The organism is Vibrio sp. Vb1574 (genome assembly GCF_033338675.1).
Genome location: NZ_JAWOTC010000045.1, coordinates 13305 through 33394, shown reverse-complemented (window position 1 = coordinate 33394; position 20090 = coordinate 13305). Strand labels below are relative to the sequence as shown.

At 44.2% G+C, this 20090-nt stretch carries 15 protein-coding genes; 4 read left to right on the top strand and 11 right to left on the bottom strand.

Features of this window, described 5'->3' with window-relative positions; translation table 11 throughout:
- Positions 1–53 precede the first annotated feature (53 nt).
- Complete coding sequence (locus tag R7O12_RS20260; RefSeq protein ID WP_318126310.1) at positions 54–641, bottom strand: class I SAM-dependent methyltransferase; 588 nt, start codon at positions 639–641, stop codon at positions 54–56.
- A 91-nt stretch (positions 642–732) separates the two neighbouring features.
- A complete protein-coding gene (locus R7O12_RS20255) occupies positions 733–2250 on the bottom strand; it encodes a phospholipase D family protein (RefSeq protein WP_318126308.1) in 1518 nt (505 codons plus the stop codon).
- A gap of 518 nt (positions 2251–2768) precedes the next feature.
- Between R7O12_RS20255 and R7O12_RS20250 the strand changes: the two genes are divergently transcribed.
- From R7O12_RS20250 to R7O12_RS20235, 4 genes are all read left to right on the top strand, one after another.
- A complete protein-coding gene (locus R7O12_RS20250) occupies positions 2769–3926 on the top strand; it encodes an efflux RND transporter periplasmic adaptor subunit (protein WP_005373881.1) in 1158 nt (385 codons plus the stop codon).
- 13 nt (positions 3927–3939) lie between these two features.
- A complete protein-coding gene (locus tag R7O12_RS20245; protein ID WP_005373879.1) occupies positions 3940–7098 on the top strand; it encodes an efflux RND transporter permease subunit in 3159 nt (1052 codons plus the stop codon).
- Between the two features lie 324 nt (positions 7099–7422).
- Complete coding sequence (locus tag R7O12_RS20240) at positions 7423–7689, top strand: hypothetical protein (protein WP_005373876.1); 267 nt, start codon at positions 7423–7425, stop codon at positions 7687–7689.
- 395 nt (positions 7690–8084) lie between these two features.
- On the top strand, positions 8085–8948 hold the full coding sequence (locus tag R7O12_RS20235; protein WP_005373874.1) for a hypothetical protein: 864 nt from the start codon (positions 8085–8087) through the stop codon (positions 8946–8948).
- A 482-nt stretch (positions 8949–9430) separates the two neighbouring features.
- On the opposite strand, the gene R7O12_RS20230 is transcribed toward R7O12_RS20235, so the two are convergent.
- The 9 genes from R7O12_RS20230 to R7O12_RS20190 all read right to left on the bottom strand — a co-directional run bounded on the left by R7O12_RS20230 (position 9431) and on the right by R7O12_RS20190 (position 19953).
- Positions 9431–12532 (bottom strand): efflux RND transporter permease subunit, encoded by a 3102-nt coding sequence (locus R7O12_RS20230; protein ID WP_005373870.1) that lies wholly within the window; start codon positions 12530–12532, stop codon positions 9431–9433.
- The gene (locus R7O12_RS20225) at positions 12529–13857 is read right to left on the bottom strand and encodes an efflux RND transporter periplasmic adaptor subunit (protein ID WP_005373868.1); all 1329 of its coding nucleotides are present in this window, start codon (positions 13855–13857) and stop codon (positions 12529–12531) included. Before R7O12_RS20225 ends, R7O12_RS20230 begins: the two co-directional genes overlap by 4 nt.
- The gene (locus tag R7O12_RS20220; protein ID WP_021707693.1) at positions 13844–14500 is read right to left on the bottom strand and encodes a TetR/AcrR family transcriptional regulator; all 657 of its coding nucleotides are present in this window, start codon (positions 14498–14500) and stop codon (positions 13844–13846) included. The genes R7O12_RS20225 and R7O12_RS20220 overlap by 14 nt, the downstream gene beginning before the upstream one ends.
- Before the next feature lie 192 nt (positions 14501–14692).
- A complete protein-coding gene (locus tag R7O12_RS20215; protein ID WP_005373864.1) occupies positions 14693–15352 on the bottom strand; it encodes an HAD family hydrolase in 660 nt (219 codons plus the stop codon).
- A gap of 2 nt (positions 15353–15354) precedes the next feature.
- Positions 15355–16374, bottom strand: coding sequence for an ABC transporter ATP-binding protein (locus tag R7O12_RS20210; RefSeq protein WP_005373862.1), 1020 nt, complete (start codon positions 16372–16374; stop codon positions 15355–15357).
- Positions 16371–17159: an ABC transporter permease gene (locus tag R7O12_RS20205; protein WP_005373859.1), complete on the bottom strand. Its 789-nt coding sequence runs from the start codon at positions 17157–17159 to the stop codon at positions 16371–16373. Before R7O12_RS20205 ends, R7O12_RS20210 begins: the two co-directional genes overlap by 4 nt.
- A gap of 2 nt (positions 17160–17161) precedes the next feature.
- Positions 17162–18052, bottom strand: coding sequence for an ABC transporter permease (locus tag R7O12_RS20200; RefSeq protein WP_005373856.1), 891 nt, complete (start codon positions 18050–18052; stop codon positions 17162–17164).
- Positions 18049–18873: an alkaline phosphatase family protein gene (locus tag R7O12_RS20195; protein WP_005373854.1), complete on the bottom strand. Its 825-nt coding sequence runs from the start codon at positions 18871–18873 to the stop codon at positions 18049–18051. The genes R7O12_RS20200 and R7O12_RS20195 overlap by 4 nt, the downstream gene beginning before the upstream one ends.
- A gap of 12 nt (positions 18874–18885) precedes the next feature.
- Complete coding sequence (locus tag R7O12_RS20190) at positions 18886–19953, bottom strand: ABC transporter substrate-binding protein (RefSeq protein WP_005373851.1); 1068 nt, start codon at positions 19951–19953, stop codon at positions 18886–18888.
- Between the last annotated feature and the right edge of the window lie 137 nt (positions 19954–20090).

The window sequence follows — 20090 nt, the reverse complement described above, 5'->3', positions numbered from 1 at the left end:
CTCTGATAGCAGCACTGATTTGAAGTGCTGCTTTCTTTATTGAGAGACCATTTTTAGCGCTTTCGAGCGGTCACACTAAACATGTGCCAATTTTTTTGGCTTCCTACTACAGTGGTCCCGTCTTCATCTCTTTCATGCAATGAAATGAGGCCGTAACCCTCGAATAAGCTTTCCACTTCCTTTTTTGTTAATGCGGTAATGTTTGGATGCATTTCGGAGGTAACCCAGGAGTCTTTCACTCCCAAGAAATCGCCGCAGAAGATACCGCCTGGTTGTAATGCGCTGTCTATTTTTGTCCAGACTTGTTTGAAGCCTGTGTCAGGGCAAAAGAACAAACTGGCATTTGCGATAACCAAGCTGCACTGAGGATAATTAAATTCAGTAAAACAGCACTGCGAAACCGAAAATCGTTTATTACCTTCAAAGCGTGTTAAACAAGTTTTTACTGCATCTTCATTGCTATCACATGCGTGAACCTTAAATCCTTTTTCGAGGAGGAAGTGGCTGTCTCGACCTATTCCGCAGCCAATATCGAGAGCGACTTTGCCTTCTACCTTAAGTAGGTTTACGGCATTTTCCACGTTTGGGCGGTGAGGTTGGCTTAAAATCTTCTGATAGTATTCATTCCATTGCGCTGGCATTGAACTTCCTTATGTTGGTTGTGTCCCCAGCCCCAAAACTAGCGTCCATTTTGTTTTGCGTGACTGGGGAGATTTGCAGTATTGGCAACTGTTATAGCTGATCTTCAATTGGTAATATTCCGGAGAACCAAGCGCCCATTTTTCGCCATACTCCTGCTTCTGGTTCGGAGTCGTATTCTTCGCCTGTTTTTACGTCGGTCCAGACAATGTCCCCGTCGCGCAGAGTTAAGGCATAGGCGTTACTCGACAGTTGATTCGGCAGTTGTTCTAGAAACATTTGCACATATTCTGGCTGTTCGATAACAACGGCCATTTCGGTATTCAAAGCTGCCGAACGTGGGTCCCAGTTCATTGAACCAACGAAAAGTGTTTTGTTATCAATCGTCATTGCTTTAGCGTGTAAACTTGCTCTGCTACTCCCCGTGAGGCTCCACTTACTTTTGAGTTTTGCGCTCGCTTTTACTTCCCAAAGCTTGATTCCAGCTTCGAGTAGATCTTTTCGATATTTTGCGTACCAACCATGCACGGCAAACACATCGTTAGACGCGAGGCTATTGGTCACAATCGTGATATCAACGCCTCGCTTGGCCGCGTTACTTAATGCTTGAGTACCTACTTTAGTTGGAACGAAATAAGGAGAAATGAGCACAAATGAATCCTCAACACTTTTAACCAGTTCCGACAAATTATCAATAAGTTGGCTCTCTCGGGTTGCGACTTTATCGGGCAGATCAAACCATACTTTCGCTTCTCCCCAGTAGAGCTTGAGTTTGCCTTGTTTTAGATCTTGGTACATATCCAGTTGTGTGAAGTCATAGCGGCCGGTTGAAAACTTTTCCTCTAACCGGAGTTTATTGACCTGCTTTTGAATCGCTTGGTCGGTAATTTGCTGTGAATTCGGTGTAATCCATTCCATTGGTATCGCATAGGCGCTATTCCAGTAGAGGTCGAACTGATCGGCAGTTTGTTGTACCGCCTCACCATAGAGCAGAAGATCAAAATCACCAAACTCAACTTGCGATTCAAAAGAGAAGTATTCATTGCCGATATTTCTACCTCCGACAATGGCGGAAACACTGTCTGCAATCAGAGACTTATTGTGCATACGACGATTAAGACGTTCAAAATCGCTAGCAAGAGCGAACCAACGGGAGTCGCGATACTGATGCGGGTTAAATAAGCGGATTTCTATATTAGGATGTGCATTGAGGGCAGCCATCACATCGTCGTTTCGCTTTTGCATATCGTCAAGCAACAGCCTTACTCGAACACCACGCTTTGCCGCTTCATACAAGCGCCACGTTATTAGCTGACTCGTTTCGTCACCACGGTAAATATAGTATTGAAGATCAAGGCTTTTCTGGGCGGACTCGATCAAAGAGGTTCGAGCAAGAAGGGCATCGTGTCCCTGATTTAACGGTGCAAAGCCAGTTATGGACTTAGGGTCTCTCCCGTAAGCGTCAAAGTACTGCGCAAGAACAGAATCCTTTTGATAACCGAGCTGAAAGCTGGTGGACTTTTCACTGGCGTCATTCAACGATACGGATGAGCATGCCGATAAAAGAGTGAGCAGCGAGGGGAAGAGCAACTTGGCGAGTGTTTGTAACAAAGCACATTTCCTTGTCTTACAGAGTGTTACCTACTCCAAATTATAGACTTAAGCTGACGCCACATGCACCCAGAACCGTTTGATAACGAGCGATTAATCAATGAATTGCCATAGAGCCTGCACTAAGTTCAACTTTTAGAGCGCAGATAATCATTTATTTTAATTATCATTATGGCCGTATTGGTCATAATCACTAATATCTGGTGATTATGACCAATAGCACACTGGATAAAATAATGGTTTTTATATAACCATATGATTTTTAATAAATAAATGCTTGGCATGTCATTTGCTGTTTAGAATACAAGTTAAGTCAGAGCAACTTGCGCAGTTGGTTAATTTTTTGTTAATTTTATTAACTTTGAATTGGCAATAACTATCTAGTTCGCTGCTTAAAAGACTAGGCAAGCGCCGCTTTGATGTTTATTCAAATTCAATTCTCTCACCACCATGCTTACCGGGAGCAATGGACTGAATAAAAGTGTGGTGTTGAAAACAACAATAAAAAAGGATTTTCGATGTTAGCAAAACCCATATTACGTTGGCTTTTACCCTTCGCCGTCGTTGGAGGCTCTTATGCAGGATATGCTGCAATTGCCGCAACTGCGCCGGAAAAAGAGTCAACCAAAGATGCAATTACAGAACCTACTGTTCAGGCTTCTTCTCTTTTTCCTACCGATCACAAAGTGGTGATTACTAGTCACGGTGAATTAGTCCCTTTTGAAAAAACACACCTTTCCGCGCAAGTTAGTGGTGAAGTTACAAGTTGGCACCCGAATTTTGTGACGGGTGGCATCGTAAAACGAGGAGAGGTTCTTTTCACAATTGAAAGTGACAACTATGAAGCGTCGGTTTTACAAGCTGAAGCCGATTTAGCTAGTGCACGCGCAAACTTGATTGAGGAACAAGCGAAAGCCGAAGTGGCAAAACGTCAGGCAAAGAGACTGAGCGATAAGCAAGTGACGGATCTGTATTTACGCAAGCCTCACGTTTTGAGCGCACAAGCCCAAGTGAAGTCGGCTCAAGCGGCACTCAAACGAGCAAAAAGAGAGTTAGAAAATTGCAAAGTCGTTGCACCTTACGATGCGCTGGTTGTTGAGCGTGATATTGGTGTTGGTCAATTTGTTACATCTGGTTCTCGAGTTGCCACGTTAAACAACATCGAAGTGGCAGAGGTGCACGTACCCATTGCCGGTTTTGATAGTGCATTTTTACCCGAATCCATTGGTGAACTCACTGCGACAGTGACGCAGCAAGGTGTGTTTTCTACCACTAGAGAAGGTCGAGTAGTTCGTGATTTAGGCATGATTGATAGTGCTACCCGAATGATTAACATGGTCATTCAAATCGCGGACCCATACGGTGTCGATAACCAGCAGCCTCCAATTAAATTCGGCTCCTACGTTGAAGTGAGCTTCACTGGTAAGGAACTTAAGCATATCTATCGCTTACCACAGGAATTAGTTAAAAACCGTACCGTGTGGGTGGTGAATGGCGATAATCAACTTCAACCCAGAACTGTCACGGTTTTGAGAGCAGAAGGTGAGTTTTTGCTGGTGGGCGAAGGTTTAGAGCAAAGTGATAAGTTGGTACTGACCTTGCCCGAGTACCCTCAAAAAGGCATGGCGGTACAAATCGCAAAAAAGAGTGACGACTCCGAAACCGTCGTACAGTAAGTAGGAGTTTGTCATGGAAGATACTAAACAAAAGGGCCTGATTGCCTATTTTGCGAATAACCCCGTCGCTGCCAACCTTTTGATGGTGTTCATCATTATCATGGGTGTGGTGAGTTTTCTCTTTATTCAAAGGCAGATGTTTCCGAATATTGAGGTGAACTACATTGATGTTCGTGCGACTTATCCTGGCGCTTCTCCTCAAGAGATAGAAGAGAGTATTCTCGTTAAGGTCGAGGAATCGATTAAAGACGTCACCGGGATTAAAAAAGCAGTCTCAACGGCCTCTAGAGGTAGCGCGTATGTTTCCATCGAGGTAGACGTTAATGCCGATATCAAGCGTGTCTTAGATGATGTAAACCAACGTATTGATACCTTGTCTAACTTACCAGCGGGTATGGAACCAATCAATGTCTACCAAGTTGAATGGCGCCAAGATGTAATCGAAATGGGGTTAGTTGGGGACCGACCGCTCGAGGAGCTTAAACCGATTGCTAAGCAAATCGAAGATGAATTACTTCAGTTAGAAAACGTCATGCTGGTGTATCTGAGTGCGCCAGAAGAAGAAATAGCGATTGAAGTTGACCCACTTGTTCTTCGTAAATACGACCTGACGTTGAGCGATATCAGCAGCGCGATCAGCCGTTACTCAGCCAACTTTTCTGCGGGCGAAGTAAAAACAAACTCAGGGATGATTGCAGTAAGGATTGAAAACCAATACTACCGTGGTGATGAGTTTAGAAATATTCCTGTAAAGCTTGGCGCAAATGGTGCGAAGGTTTTACTGCAAGATATCGCCACGATCAAAGATGGCTTTACGGAAGAAGAGCGCTATTTTGAATACTCAGGGCAAAATGCGATCTACATGTCTGTTGAAGCCACTCGTGATCAGAACATTATCCCTGTTGCACAGTCCGTTCGTAATTATATTGAAGCAAAAAACAAGACATTGCCGCAGGATGTTAAGCTCAAAGTCTTAGTTGATACGACTTATTATTTAAATGGGCGTCTCGACATGATGTTGAAAAACTTGCTGCAAGGCGCTGCATTAGTCGCGATTATGCTGACCATTTTCCTACGTTTCCGCTTGGCTATGTGGGTAATGATTGGGCTACCTGTCTGTTTCCTCGGTGCTGTAATGATGATGCCAGCTTTGGGTATTACAGTGAACATCGTCTCGCTGTTTGCTTTCATCATGGTGCTCGGAATTGTGGTGGATGACGCCATCGTCATGGGAGAAAGTGCGTACAGTGAAATCGAAGAAAAGGGCGGCGGTGTCGAGAACGTGGTACGCGGTGTCAAACGTGTTGCTACGCCAGCGACATTTGGTGTTCTGACAACGATTGCTGTATTCGCACCATTCTTGCTTTCGAGTGGTATTGATAGCGCTTTCTTTTACGGCATTGCTGGTGTCGTGATTCTGTGTTTGATCTTCAGTTTGATTGAATCGAAGCTGATCCTTCCTGCACACCTTGCGCATACTCATTTTAAGCCAGTTAAACCAGGTGGTTGGCGTGACCGATTTAACCAACGTTTTTTTGGTTTTGTAAATGGTCCATATCGGAACTTTGTAACAACATGCACCCATTGGCGCTGGACAGTGTTTGCGGTGTTCTGTGGTTTACTGCTGATCAGCGCGGCTTTGATCAACGCGAATTATGTTCGGGTGATCCCTAACCCTAAAGTGCCGACTGACTATCCTGCGATCACTATTGAAATGAATGATACCGTTTCAAGTGAGCAGACAATCAGTGCACTCAAGACTATTGAACGTATCATGCAAAAGATCGAATCTGAGACCATTGCGGAACATGGTCAAGGAATGATTCGTGATGTGCTGTCGTACAACAGAAGCCGCACCGAAGGTCGTGTATTAGTACCTCTGGTTGATGAAGAGTTACGCCCGTTCAATACATTTGAACTGGCTCGACGTTGGCGTGAAGCTATGCCTGTTATTCCAGGTATGAAGAGCATCAAAATCCGCGAGCAGAGTGCGGGTGGTGGTGACAGAGATGAGTTTGGTTACTTGTTGTTTGGTTCTAACATCAATGAGCTCAACAAGGCTGGGCGTTACTTGATAGAGCGTTTACAGCAGGAAGAAGGGTTATATGATATTTCATCTTCTATTGATTCTGGAAGCAAAGAAGTACTCCTGTCTCTTGCGCCTGTAGCGTACGATCTCGGTCTGGATCTCACCATGATCGCAGAGCAAGTTGGTGGCAGCTTTTATGGTGGCGAAGCACAGCGCATTATTCGTGATGGTGAAGAAATTAAAGTTATGGTGCGTTACCCGCAATTGACGCGTGAAGCATTCTCATCATTGCGTTACGCTGTGATTACCACACCAGCAGGTAAGAAGGTCATGCTAGGTGATGTGGTGAAGATCAACGAGCAGCCGGGCGTGAGTAGCATTCGACGTGAAGGCGGGTATCAAACCGTTTATGTCTATGGTTCCATAGACGAAGAATTGGTTGAACCTCAAGAAATCGTTAAGGTCATTGACGACAATATCTTACCGGACATGAAGCAAGCCTTCCCAACTGTGAAAACAGAATTGGGCGGTGATATTGAAGAGCAGGCTGCGCAGCGTAATGAACAGATTTTGTTCTTTATTGCAGGCATGATCATCGTCTACATCTTGTTAGCTGTACCGTTAAAAAGTTATACCCAACCTTTGATTGTAATGTCCGTCATTCCGTTTAGTCTGACGGGGGCGATTTGGGGCCATTTCTGGCTAGGTTTAGACATCAGTATGATGTCGACATTTGGTTTGATCGCCGCTGCTGGCGTGGTTATTAACGACTCTCTGGTTATGACAGATTACGTAAACCAAGTGAGAGAAAAGGGTATGAACATCAAACAAGCGGTTGTTGAGGCGGGTTGTGCTCGTTTTCGAGCTATCACGCTCACCTCAATAACGACGTTTGCGGGTGTATTGCCGATAATGTTTGAAACGAGTTTGCAGGCGCGTTTTGTCATACCGATGGCTGTCGCTTTGGGCTTTGCGGTGTTGTACGCAACGGTTCTGACTTTAGTGTTGGTGCCTTGTTTGTATTTAATGCTTGAAGATATTAAAAATATTTTCAGATCGATTAAGAGGTTTATCCATCGTTTGATTAATCGTTTCAGAAAGTCGCCAGTGACGTCGAGCGTTGAAGCAAGCGTATCGAGTTAACAAGCTTGATGTTAACGATTAGGAGCAGCCTTCGGGCTGCTTTTTTGTTTCCGCATTTTGATTCAAAGTGATTTTTTAGTGGGCAGTTACGTAATTATCTGATGAGAAAACTGCCTGACAAAGTATTTCTAATATGTATGTTTCTAATGTTTTAAATTTGCATGGTTAATTTGACACTTGGTTAGCGAAATTTACCAGACGAAGATAACGTTGAATATGAGGTTTTATTTAAGTTGTTGAAAAATAACAAAATAAAAGTTGGCATCGTATGTGCAATATATAAATTGTAATTAAAATTAACTGCTAATCCTCAAGGAGCTTATTATGAAAAGCGTATTTCTATCTACTCTAAGTCTTATTGCTGTAATGTCATCACCAATCGCTGCTGCTAACACTTTAGACAAAGAGGAGTGGAGCTCAGATTTACGTCAGGACTTTTCTGAAATGAAACATGAAGCTATAGCAGATATTCAGCAAATGAACATGGATGCCATTCACGCACGTGATGAGCGTATCGTGAAAAACATTAAAGATGAGCAAGAACAGTTAGTAAAGGTAACGTGCCACAAAGAGAAAGCAAGCAAGTCATAAACGCCGATAAAAGAGACTAACAGACGAAAATGAATCCAATACGAGTTCGGTGTTAGTTAGCAGTAAGCACTGACCTTGTTGCTCTACTTGCCAGCCTTTTAAGGCTGGCTTTTTTGTTTCTCATTTCATGGGTGGAGATCAGATCCTCAAGCCTATTATCAATAGTTGGCGTGTTTGATGAGCTATTGCTGGATGGAGCGGATGTAACTTTCAAAAGTGTAGATTTCAGTAAAGTGGAGGTGATGTTAGATATTTAAAATTTAGAAAAGATCCGATCTCCTTTTTGACCTTCATACTACCTTAGTATGTGGCTTACCTTTACTTGAATTAGAACTCATATTGCAGGCTCTCGTTTAAAGGTATTGATGCATATTTGAAGAATAAGAGATAGACATATGAGTTTTATTAAAATGTGTAAAGATGGTTTTAGAGGAAAGCCGGATTTCTCTAATTTATTACATAATGCGTTCCAGATAGATGACTTAGTACTATCATTTGAATGTCCGAACAATATATATCAAGGTCATGTATACCAAGATTTTATTGAATTACAACGATTCAATATTGATTCAAAAGTAGAGCGGCATGAAAAGCTTATAAACTTGGCCACGATTTATTTCTCTTTTCAAAATAAAATAATAAATCCACTATTACCAATCAATAAACAAGGTAGCTTATATATTCGGTTAAGGATTAAATCTTCAGATAAATATATTACTAGTGTTAATCAACTATCTTCATTTATAGAGAAAGAGTACGTGGATTTTTATCATGCTGTAGAGTCACCTGACGGTTCTCAAAAAGGTGATCATACAGAGTTGATGAATGATGCCATTGCGTATGCAAATCATCGTTGGGGAATGGACCCGATAAACGAAGAAAAAAAGAGAGCGAAAGAAGAGTTCCTTGTAGGAGAGTTTCTTCGTGGTTATCCTCCAATCAAATGCCAAGATATCAAGATTGGTGAAAATACATTTTCAAAATATGTAGAAGGAAATTTGGAGTATAAAAAAGACTATCGAAGAGTGTACAATTTGCCTATCAAAAATGAGTTTTACTTTAGTATTGAATTTTTATATGAAATCGAGCCTATGTTTGCTCAAAAAAAGTTTTTAGATTGGGTAAGACACGCGGATGAAATCTTTGAAAAAAACGTTTTAGAGTTGCTAGCACTGTCTCCGCTTATTGATTCGCATACTACCTCCAAATCCGAAAGGTTGGCAAAAAAAGTTGATCCAGAGCGTTCATACTTAACTTAAAGAAAAAAGCCCGCGAAGAATGCTTTCACGGGCGAAAAAAGGGCACCAAATTGGGTGTCTATTCATTTTGGAGGTGGTCGAACGTCCATATAAAACTGACAATAGGCTTGGTGAGAGGCTTACCACCAGCGCGACCAACGAGGCTAAAGTTAACATTGTTGTAATGATTGTTAAAATGTTAATTCTTCAATCAATGTTTTCATTATCGTGAGTTTAAATTGTGAATGTGTTGCCTGCGTGTATTTTTACTCTGTGAAATGCCGTTTTTGACAATAAAACATATTATAAATCTTGTGTTGGTTATTTGATTTGGTTATATAAAACTCAACATACTTAATCCTTAACTGTTCATATTTACACTTAATGAGACACAATAACCCTCTGCTTGTTAAGTGATTGTGTGTTTTTTAACGCATTGGTATTGAACAAAAAGCGACCTAAGCCGCTCTTGTTCATTTTGATAAGTTTACTTATCAGTCGTTTTAGATTTCTTCGTGCTTATGGACTAGGCCGAAGTCAGCTAAAATGGCATACGCAGCAGGGATCATAAACAACACCAGCAGAGTGGATGCGAAAATACCAAACACGATGGAGATAACCAGTGGTTGGATAACCTGTGCTTGCAAACTGGTTTCAGTCAGTAACGGAAGCAAACCTGCTGCAGTGGTCATTGATGTTAGGAATACTGCTCTAAAGCGTTCCCGACTGGCTTTGACTACCGAGTCATGCACATTATCCCCTTCATCCACATGATGGCGTATGTACTGAACTAACAGAATCGAGTCATTCACCACAATCCCCGCTAGTGAGACAAAGCCCATCATACTTGGCATACTTAATGAGTGACCGAGTAGGATGTGTCCCCATACCACGCCAATAAAGGCGAGGGGAATCGCAAGCATGACGACGAATGGTTCCAAATAACTGCGGAATTGGTAACTCAGAATCGCAAACACGCCAAACAAACCAAGCAAGAAGCCTTTACCCATTGATGCGCCAGTTTCAGCGGTATCTTTGGCTTCACCTTCAAAATCAAAGCGAAGACCAGGATACTTTTGCATAAGCTTTGGCGCTTCATCCTGTTGGAACTGACGAATAATGGCGGTTGAGTTGGCTTTCGTATTGTCGATATCGCCGAATACGCTCACAGTCCTCAAGCCATCAATGCGCTGGATTCTTACGTAATTACGTTGGAAATCCAAAGTCGCAATGGTTGCGAGGGGGATTTGACTGCCATCGGACAAGATAATCGGAAAGTTTGCCAATTGCTGTAAGTCACCGGCTTGTGCTTTATCGAGGCGAACTTCGATTGAAATGTTTTCTACCCCAACTTGAATCTCGTCTGCGGTTTGGCCAAAGAAAGCTGCACGCAATTGATTGGCGATGAGTTGGCCGTTAATCCCGTAAGCTTCTGCGCCCGGACGCAGTTTTACCAAGACTTCTTCTTTACCCATACGCATGTCATCCAACACGCCATGGACACCGTCAAACTCATTTAAGTATTGTTGAATGTCGATAGAGGCTGCTTTGAGTGCATCCAGATCATCATGCTTCGCTCGAATCTCAATCGCCCGGCCACCTGGCCCCATGGTCGGTTGTTTAAATACCAGTGAGATAGGATCCGCAAGTTCACCAATGTCTTCACGCCATGCGTCGATAAATTCATCGATGAGTGTGTTACGACTCTCGGCGCCCAGCAAATCCAGACGTACCGTGGCAATGTGAGGGCCAGATTCATTCGCGTCGGCGTTAGCGTTGAATTGACTGGTGATGTGTAGAACCAATGGATTGCCGTCTTCCACTTTCTCTGTCCATTCTTTATCTAGCTTTTGAGCGGAAGCGACGATCTTATCGACGACAGCTTCCGTTTGAGACAGAGAAGAACCTGGTGGAAGAATAATGCGCGCTTCTGCAATGTCGCCATCCAGTTCAGGGAAGGGTTGAAACTTGAGCAAACCGCCAACTAACGTGGCAGCGGAGATAAGAAGTAACGCAACCACGCCGCCCATAAAGGCATAGCGATACTCGACCACTTTATCGACTGCGTTGACCAAGGTGGTGTTGCGGAAGTTTTCAAAAGAAGCGAGCAGCTTTTGTTTGAACTTCGGTGTTGTTCGCTCTTGCTTTTGTTTATGCAGTGAATGAGAAAGGTGGTTAGGTAAGATCAAGAAGGCTTCCACCAAACTTAAACTCAGTACGAGGATCAGAACTTGAGGAACCGCTTTAAGTACCGCACCCATTTCACCTTGCAAGAATAACAAGCTACCGAAAATACACACCGTAGTTAAAAAGGAAGAAATGACCCCCGGCAGTACCTTTTTCACTCCTTTAATCACGGCATCATCGATCTCTTTTCCTCGGTCGAGGTGAGCGGCAATCGATTCGGCAATAACGATGGCATCATCCATCATGATACCGATGGCCATGAGTAACCCGACCAATGACATGATATTGATAGACAAGCCAAGTTGCGCCATCAAAAATAACCCACCTAAGAAGGCCACGGGCAAACCAGCTGCGACCCAAAAAGAGTAGCGAAAACTAAAGAACAACCACATGGTGGCGAAGACCAGAATGATACCTTGCCAACCGTTTTTGACCATCATGGTCAGGCGATCCCAAAGCACGGATGAAAGGTCATTGGTCATTTGTAGCATCACACCGTCTGGCGCGATGGCTTGTTGTTCTTCGACAAATTGAGCAACACGTTCTTTAATGCGCAGTGCATCGTCTTCTTTGTTTTTGCTGACTTTTAGTAGGGCAGAAGGGTGACCATCAAAGAGGACTTTCTGTTCGTCCAATTCAAATCGGTCGGTAATCGTTGCAATGTCTCTTAGACGGATGATTGATCCATTTGGACCAGAGCCCACGACGATAGTCTCAAGCTCTTCTGGCGTCACACGTCGTTCATCAAAGCGGATCAGAAAGTTCTTATCTGGCGTTTCGACATTACCACTTGGCAACTTGACGTTTTGACGACCAATCTGCTCTGCAATATCACCAACACTCAAACCAAGTTGTCGGATAGCTTGAGTGTCTAACTCTACTCGGTATTGGTGGTCAGAGAAGCCTGCAACTTCAACCAAAGACACATCATAATCGAGCTTTAATGTGCGTTTAAGTTGTTCTGCATAGGCTTTTAGCTCTGGCCATGTGGTGTCTGCAGTGATCGCGACATCGACAACTGGCTCATTCCAATCCAACTCTTGTACAACGGGGGATTCAATCTCTTGTGGGAAGTCATTAATCGAGTTGATCTGAGTCTGAACATCAACCAGCATGCGGCCGATGTCGGCTTCTTCATTCAGTTTTAAGATAAGACGCGCAGAACCCTCAATCGCTTCACACTGAGTTTCTTTAATGTTGGCAAGGCCATCGACAGCATCTTCCATTCGGATACAGATGCTCTCTTCTACCTCTTGAGGGGAAGCGCCGGGGTAAACCACACCAGCTAGGATGTAGGGCGGATCAAACTCAGGAAAAGTTTCACGCTTAATCGTGGAAAGTGAAGAAATCCCCAATATCAGCAGCGTTAGCATCAGCAAGTTGGCTGCTGTTGGATGCTTGGCGAAGAATCGGATCATGAATCAGACTCCTCAATAGCCGTTTCTGACTGTTCAGGTGACTCTTTCAATAGCATGCCGTTAATCGCAGGCAGCAAATCGTTGATGATCAGCTTCTGACCTTGCTCTAGTTCACCATCGATCACCACTTGGTTATTGCGACGATATAACACTTCAACCGTGACGACTTGCAGACGGTTGTCATCGCCCATCAGGTAAATCTTATCGCCATGAAGCGCACGCTCTGGGATGACCCAACTCGGGTTCTCTTGCCCCTCAATTAAGGCTCGCACAAACATGCCGTTCACCAATGGAGGCGCAGACGTTGGGTTTAATGCACGGTAGTCTTGTTCAATTTCCAGAATCACACCGGCCGTCGCTTGGCTTGGATCAACCGTTTCGCTGATGCGTGCAACTTTCGCAGGCCAGCTTGCAGAGAGGTTACCGCTGCTGAGTTCAATGTTGGCATGAATCGCATTCATATCAGGTTGTGGAATACCAGATTCATCGCGGACAAACTCACCGATGCTCGCCGCCAAAGTTTGCATGTCATGAATGGATAGTTGAGCTTCCACTTCCATGACATCAATACCATGTCCTGTCACCATGGTTTGTTGGAGGTTAACCACTTGCTTTTTCTCAATTTCTACGTCAGCAATACGCAAATCGTAAGGAAGCGTGATGATGGTTTTATCAAGCGAGCGTTCGGCCTCATCCACTTTTGATGCATTAACTTTAACTAGGGCTTCCGCGACTCGTTTCTCATCCGGCATCAAACCAATTTGATTTTCAATATCCAGTACTAACTTACGTTGAGAGAGCGCGCTTTGCTCTTGCTGATCTACATCCGATTGCGAGGTTAAGCCTTTCTTACGTAGGTTTTGTTTACGGTCTAACTCTTTGTTGGCGATAACCAGACGGTTGGCTTCTATCTTGAGTGTGCTTTTGAGATTCGCTTCTTCTTGGTTCAGCTTAGCCAGAGAGGTTTGGGCAGATTTGAGATCGGCTTGAGCTTGAACCAGTTTCAACTCGTAATCGAGCGGGTCGATGCGCAAGATTTCTGTCCCTGCTTGCAACACTTGTCCTTTTTCCAGTTGCGGATGGCGGTAGACCACTTTACCCGTCACTTCGGCTATCGCTTTCCATTCCAATTTTGGGGCGATCTTGCCAAACCCTATGGCTACTGGAGCAATGGCTTTTAGCTCAAGTGGAATCGTCTCGACCAACCGTGCACGATCTCCAGAGGGTTTTACGGGCAAATCTGGTTTTAGGCTAATCGCCAAAAACAGAATGACGACCCCCACCGCAAGAGCAGGAAAGAACAGCAGCTTTTTATTTATCTTCATATTGGTCGCCCGAGTCCAAAAATCCATGTTTCATCAGTTGTATGTTGTGTTCGAATAATCGGTTCAAGAAGGCTTCAGAAAGTTCAATGCCATGAATGGCGAGCAGTGCTGGTGGTGCCATAAAAGGAAACACCATCAAGCTGATGTAAGAGACGCGACAAAGTTGAGGGTCGGCGTCTTTTCGTAAAACGCCACTGTCGATCAACTTATCAAAGATCACGCCTTGCATTGGCTTGCTGATATCTGCGAAGACTTTTTCGAGCAGTTTGCGTTGGGTTTCCGATGGGGGCATATTCATAACTTGGGCAACTAAGCGTGGGAACTGTGGTACCTTGATCATTTCGCGGTAGTAGGTGCGCATTAGATCGAGAAAGTTTTGCTCGTTACTGTTGGATACCAACGTCTGCATCTGCTTTTGCATCGGTGACAGTGTTTCGCGCAACATGGTCTCGAACAAGCCTTCTTTGTTGCCAAAGTAGTAACGAATCATCGCCACGTTCACGCCTGCTTTCTGCGCGACTAGGCGAGTAGAGACCTTGTCATAAGCCATAATGGTGAAGAGTTCGCGCGCGTGGAAAATCAGTTTTTCCCGTGCGTCGATATTATCTGTGGGTCTTCCCGCCCTTCGATGCGCTTCCGTCACAATCTTCTCTCAAAATATTAAACATTTGATTAATTATAAGACGCTGATTTCTCATGCGACATGTGAAAAATTAATCAGTATTTAATCAAGTGATTAATTTGTGATGAAGAGAAGTAAAAAAGAGCAGAAAGAACTGCTCTTTGAACAAATAGAAAAGTATTTACTTAGGAAGAACGGCCTTTTGAGGCTAGATCACCCCCAACTTAACACACTCCAATTCGGTCTGTTGGCGTGTTCTTTTAGTTGTGGGCATGGATTTACCAGATAAGCGTAGTTCGCGTATTCACAAAGCGGTAAATCGTTGATTGAATCGGTATAGAAATGGATTTCGGAATAAGGCTCAGGCTGATTTTCTAGCCACTGTTTTAATCGCGTGACTTTGCCTTCACGATAACTCGGAATACCGTCGATTTCAGCAGTATAACGGTTGTTTTTCTCGATTAAATCAATTCCGAGTGCGGTTGGAATATTAAGACGGCGACCAACGGCTTCCACCAAAAAAGTGACGCTGGCAGAGATGATAACCATATCTATACCATCACGAGACAGTTGCTCAATCAGGGTTTTGGCTTGAGGAAACTGTTTAGCCAGAATATGGCTTTCAACACATTCTTCAACCAAGGCGTTTACTTCTTCAATCGGCATGTTTTCTAGTGGCTTCATGGAGAACGCTAGGTAATCTTCCATGTCCATTTTGCCTTCAGAGTACAAGGCCATTAGACGCTGATCTTCCATAATAAATAAAGGATCAGTCGCGATGCCTCTATCAACCATAAACTCGTTCCAAATCATTGCGCAGTCAGCGTTTATTAGGGTTTCATCCATATCAAAAACATACAAAGGTTTGGACATGTTTAGGCTCTCACTGGTTGAATTTCGTTTAGGTTAAAGAGTAGCTCTAGTTGGCTGCCATTCGCTAGTAAGCGTTCTGAAGAGCGGTTAAGCAAGTCAACAGTGAGCTCACACTCTTCAACGTTCACTTGATAGCGAATAACATTACCTAGAAGCTGGTGGTTGGTGATCGTACCTACTTGTGGCGCTGAGATGTGGCTATCATATTGACGACCTTGCTCTTTTACATATATAGACTCTGGGCGAATCGCCACTTTCCATTCGGTATCAATGTTGAAGAGTTGCTTGGCTTTATTGGCCTCTACAAGGTTGTAGTGCCCCATGAAACCGGCCACAAACTCGTTAGCAGGATGAGTATAAATTTCTTCAGGTGTTCCTGCTTGAACAATTTCTCCTTTACTCATTAGGAAGATACGATCAGACATAATCATCGCCTCTTCTTGGTCATGAGTTACGAAGATAGTGGTGAGATTCATCTCTTTCTGAATATCTCGGATTTGCTGACGAAGGTGTTTGCGGATTTTGGCATCAAGCGCAGAAAGTGGTTCATCAAGCAATAATATGCGAGGTTTCACCACCAACGCTCGAGCGAGTGCGACACGCTGGCGCTGACCACCAGAAAGTTGATGCGGATAGTGTTTTTCTTTACCTGCCAGATCCACCAGTTTGATGACTTTAGCCACTTCACGTCGAATATCATCATTCGCAAGCTTTTTCATTTTTAAGCCAAATGCAATGTTGCCTTCGACGGTCATATTGGGAAACAGCGCATACGATTGAAAGACCATCCCAATACCACGCTCTTGCGGGACTTGATGCGTGATATCTTCTCCGTTTACCCAAATCTCGCCTCCATCGACAGGGTTAAGCCCAGCAAGGCTGCGAAGTAGTGTCGATTTACCACAACCGCTAGGGCCCAAAAGCGTAATGAATTCACCTTGCTCGATGTTAAAGTGAATGTCCTCAAATACGGTGTTATCACCAAAACGTTTAGTCAGATTTTTCGCTGTTACGTAGCTCATTGTTTGACTCCTCGGCTGAAACGACTTGCCAACCAAGTCAGTAAAAAAATAAATAGGAAGTAAGTCATCACTAAGGCAGACGTAAAGTGGCCGCTCGTCTGACGCATGTTATACAAGTAGATTTGCAGGGTTTCATAACGTGTGCCGACTAAAATATTGGCGAACACAAACTCTCCCAATAGAAATGAAAATGAAAGGAAAAGCGATGCCATCAGTCCTTTTTTGAGGTTAGGTAAAATGACCATCAAAAACGCTTTGGTTGTGCTTGCTCCTAGCAAGTGTGCAGCGTCCATTAAATCGTTAAGGTTAATTGCTTCGAAGCTATTAGAAATCGCACGATACATGAACGGTAACGCGATGGTGAAGTAAGTACCTACTAGAATCCAAGGAGTACCGATAAGGGAGATTTCACTGTCAGCATAAAGTTGAAGCAAGCCGACGGAGGACACCACTGGTGGTACAGCGAATGGTAGCAAAATCAATACGTTCATGAGCTTATCGAGCCTTGGAAAGTAGTAAAACACCACGAATATCGCTGGCAGAACTAGAATCACACTGAGGGTTAGCGAAGCAATACAAATAAACAGCGAACGCCCAAATGCTTGCAAAAAGCGTGGGTCGGTCAGCAATTTAACGTACCAATCAAAAGTGAAACCATCTGGAAGCACCGTGGCGCCCCAGCGTGATGAAAGCGAATAGACAAAGGTCGCTAAAATCGGGATGAGCATGATCCCAACAATGGAATAAACCACCGTTTTATGGAATCGAGTATTAACGTTGTTCATGACTACTTCCTACCTGCATAGCTTTTCGAAATGAGCCATTGGTTAATCACTGTGATAAAGGCAAGTAACGCCATTAGAATCACCGAAATTGCAGCGGCGAGATTAGGTTCAAGGAACAGGTCTCCCGATACCAGACTCGCAATTCGAATTGTGATGACGTTATAGTTACCGGAGGTCAGCGCATAAACACTCGCATAAGCGCCAATTGCGTTGGCTATTAAGATAATAAAGGTACCGAATAAGGCTGGTGAGAGCACTGGCAGCGCGATTTTCGCCCAATACTGTGATGTTTTGGCTCCCAGTAGCGCAGCAGCAGCTTGCCAATCATCACTCAACGCGTCGAACGCAGGGTAGATCAACAATACCGCCAGCGGGATTTGGAAGTAGATGTAAATGGCCAGCAGGCCCCATTTACCATAAAGGTCGAAATCACCTAGTAAGCCATACTGCTTGAGCAAAAGGGTAATCGCCCCGTTGGTGCCCAAAATAATAATAAAAGCGAATGACAGAGGTACGCCTGCAAAGTTGCTGCTCATGTTCGTAAACGCAATCACACCGTCGCGGACTTTAGAATCGACTCTGCGCAGAGAAGAGACCAACAGAGTCGCAATGGCTAAGCCAAAAATGCTCGACCATACAGCTAACCACAAACTGTTGCCAAACGCCTGCATCATAAAGGCGGAGTCGAGCACTTCAATGTAGTTATCGAAGGCAAACTCGCCATCGTAGATAAAGCTGTTTAACAGTACCCAAATCATCGGTGCGAGTTGAAATAGGTAGAAAAACAGCGCGAAAGGCACCAACCAAATGGCTGGCTTAAAGCGCTTTAACCAAGTACTTGCCAAATTTGAGCGTGATTCGCTGGAGCTTGGGGAGAGGACTGAACTGCTCATAGTGCTAACAATTCCTGAGTGTATGGCTTCGTGTGGTCAAGGTTTAGCAATTGACAAACGGTGCCACAAATATCAGTTTGCTTAATATGACAATCTTGATGGGTAAACTTATCACCAATGACAAACAGGGGAACTTCTCGCTCTTCAGGTAAAATCCCACCGTGAGAAAGATCGTTGTTCATGCCATGATCGCTAGTCACAATGATTTGATACCCATCAGCAAGCCATTGATCGATGTAGTTGGAAAGAATAATGTCTGCACCTCGCGCACAATTGCGGTATTGGCGAGAGTCTAGGCCAAACTTATGTCCTGTATCGTCGATATTCATCGGATGGATCAGTAAGAAATCAGGTTGATAGTTGCGGCGTAAATACTCTGCGTCCAGGAACAAGGCTTCATCAGGATAATGATCCCAATGGTAAAAGCAGCCGTGCTGGATATTCAGGGTTTCATCATGCGTGAAACGATCGCGAACAGGTTCAAACGGCGCGCGATTATAAAGCTCACTTACCCAGTGGTAGGCAGCCGCAGCGGTCACTTTTCCTTGGGCTTTTGCCAAACTGAAAATGGAATCGTGTTTGGATAGACGAACGATATTGTTGTTTACGATGCCGCTTTCTACAGGGCGAACGCCCGTTAAAATGCACTCATAAAGTGGGCGAGACATAGAGGGCAGCTCACACTGCACAGGATAAAGCGTTGCGCGAGTTTCTTGTTGGGAACGACTTTGTTCTAGAAGACCATTGAGGTAGCCCATGCAATCACGGGCTACCTGATAGTTCAGTCCATCTAGAACAACAAGGATGACCTTATTGCTCATAACGACTTACTCTTATTGCTGGTGGATTAAGACACTTTCTTGCCATTGACGTGGCAGCTTACGTGCGGACTTTTCCCAAGCTGAGAAGTCAGTCACTGGGTGAACATTGCTGTATTGGTCATTAGCAATTAGCTTGTCTTGCACTGCTTGAGGCAGTGTGATGTTGGTGCGGATTGGACGCGCATAACCTTCTGCTAAGTTGATTTGCCCTTGATCGCTGAAGATGTATTCACGAGCAAGTTTTGCTGCATTAGGGTTCTTCGCGTATTTATTGATTATGGTTGTATAACCAGAAATCACAGAGCCATCTTGAGGAATGCTCACTGTAAAGCGGTCGCGGTCAATTTTGTCGCGGTAGTTCAATGCATTGAAGTCCCACATGATCGCCACTTCCACTTCGCCTTTTTCTAGGTTGGCGATGTTCGGATCGGTAAATGAAAGACGACCTTGCTTCGCGAGTTCAGAAAAGAATTTGAGCGCAGGCTTGAGGTTGGATTCGTCCCCACCGTTGGCGAACGCTGCGGCGAGAACCGCGTTGTTTGCCTGTGCTGCTACGCCTACGTCACCTACGGTCACTTTGTAGTCGCCTTTTAATAGGTCATCCCACGTTTTTGGCGCGTCTTTTACGAGGTTATTGTTGGAGATAAAAGAAATAGTGCCAGTGTAAGCAAGTGCCCAATGACCATCTTCGTCTTTTGCCCAATCTGGGATGTCATTCCAAGTTGTTGGTTTATATGGCTGAGTGACGCCTTTTTTAACCGCTACACGTGCGAAGGCAAAGCCTACGTCACCAATGTCTGCGGTCGCGTTTTTCTTCTCAGCTTCGAATTTTGCGATTTCTTGAGCCGAGCTCATATCCGTGTCTTGGTGCTTAAGGTTGTAATTTGACTTTAAATCAGCCCAAGTGTCTTTCCAGTTTGCCCAACTGTCAGGCATACCCACACTGTAAACCGCCCCTTCTTTTTGTGCTGCAGCTACCAAAGATTCAATATCGGCTTCTTTCGCTACTGTTGGCGTAGCGAGCGTTACCGCAATGATTGCCGCTGGTGCGGTAATTGAACGACTTAGCAAAGTTTTCATTGTCTCCATCCTTCTGGACTAGGTCAGTAAGTTCGCTTTGTATGCTATGGATGGAATGTGACGATTTAGCGCAAGTAATTTGACAGTTTTGCTGATTTTATATGGCACTTATATTTCATACGTTCAGTATGTGTTCT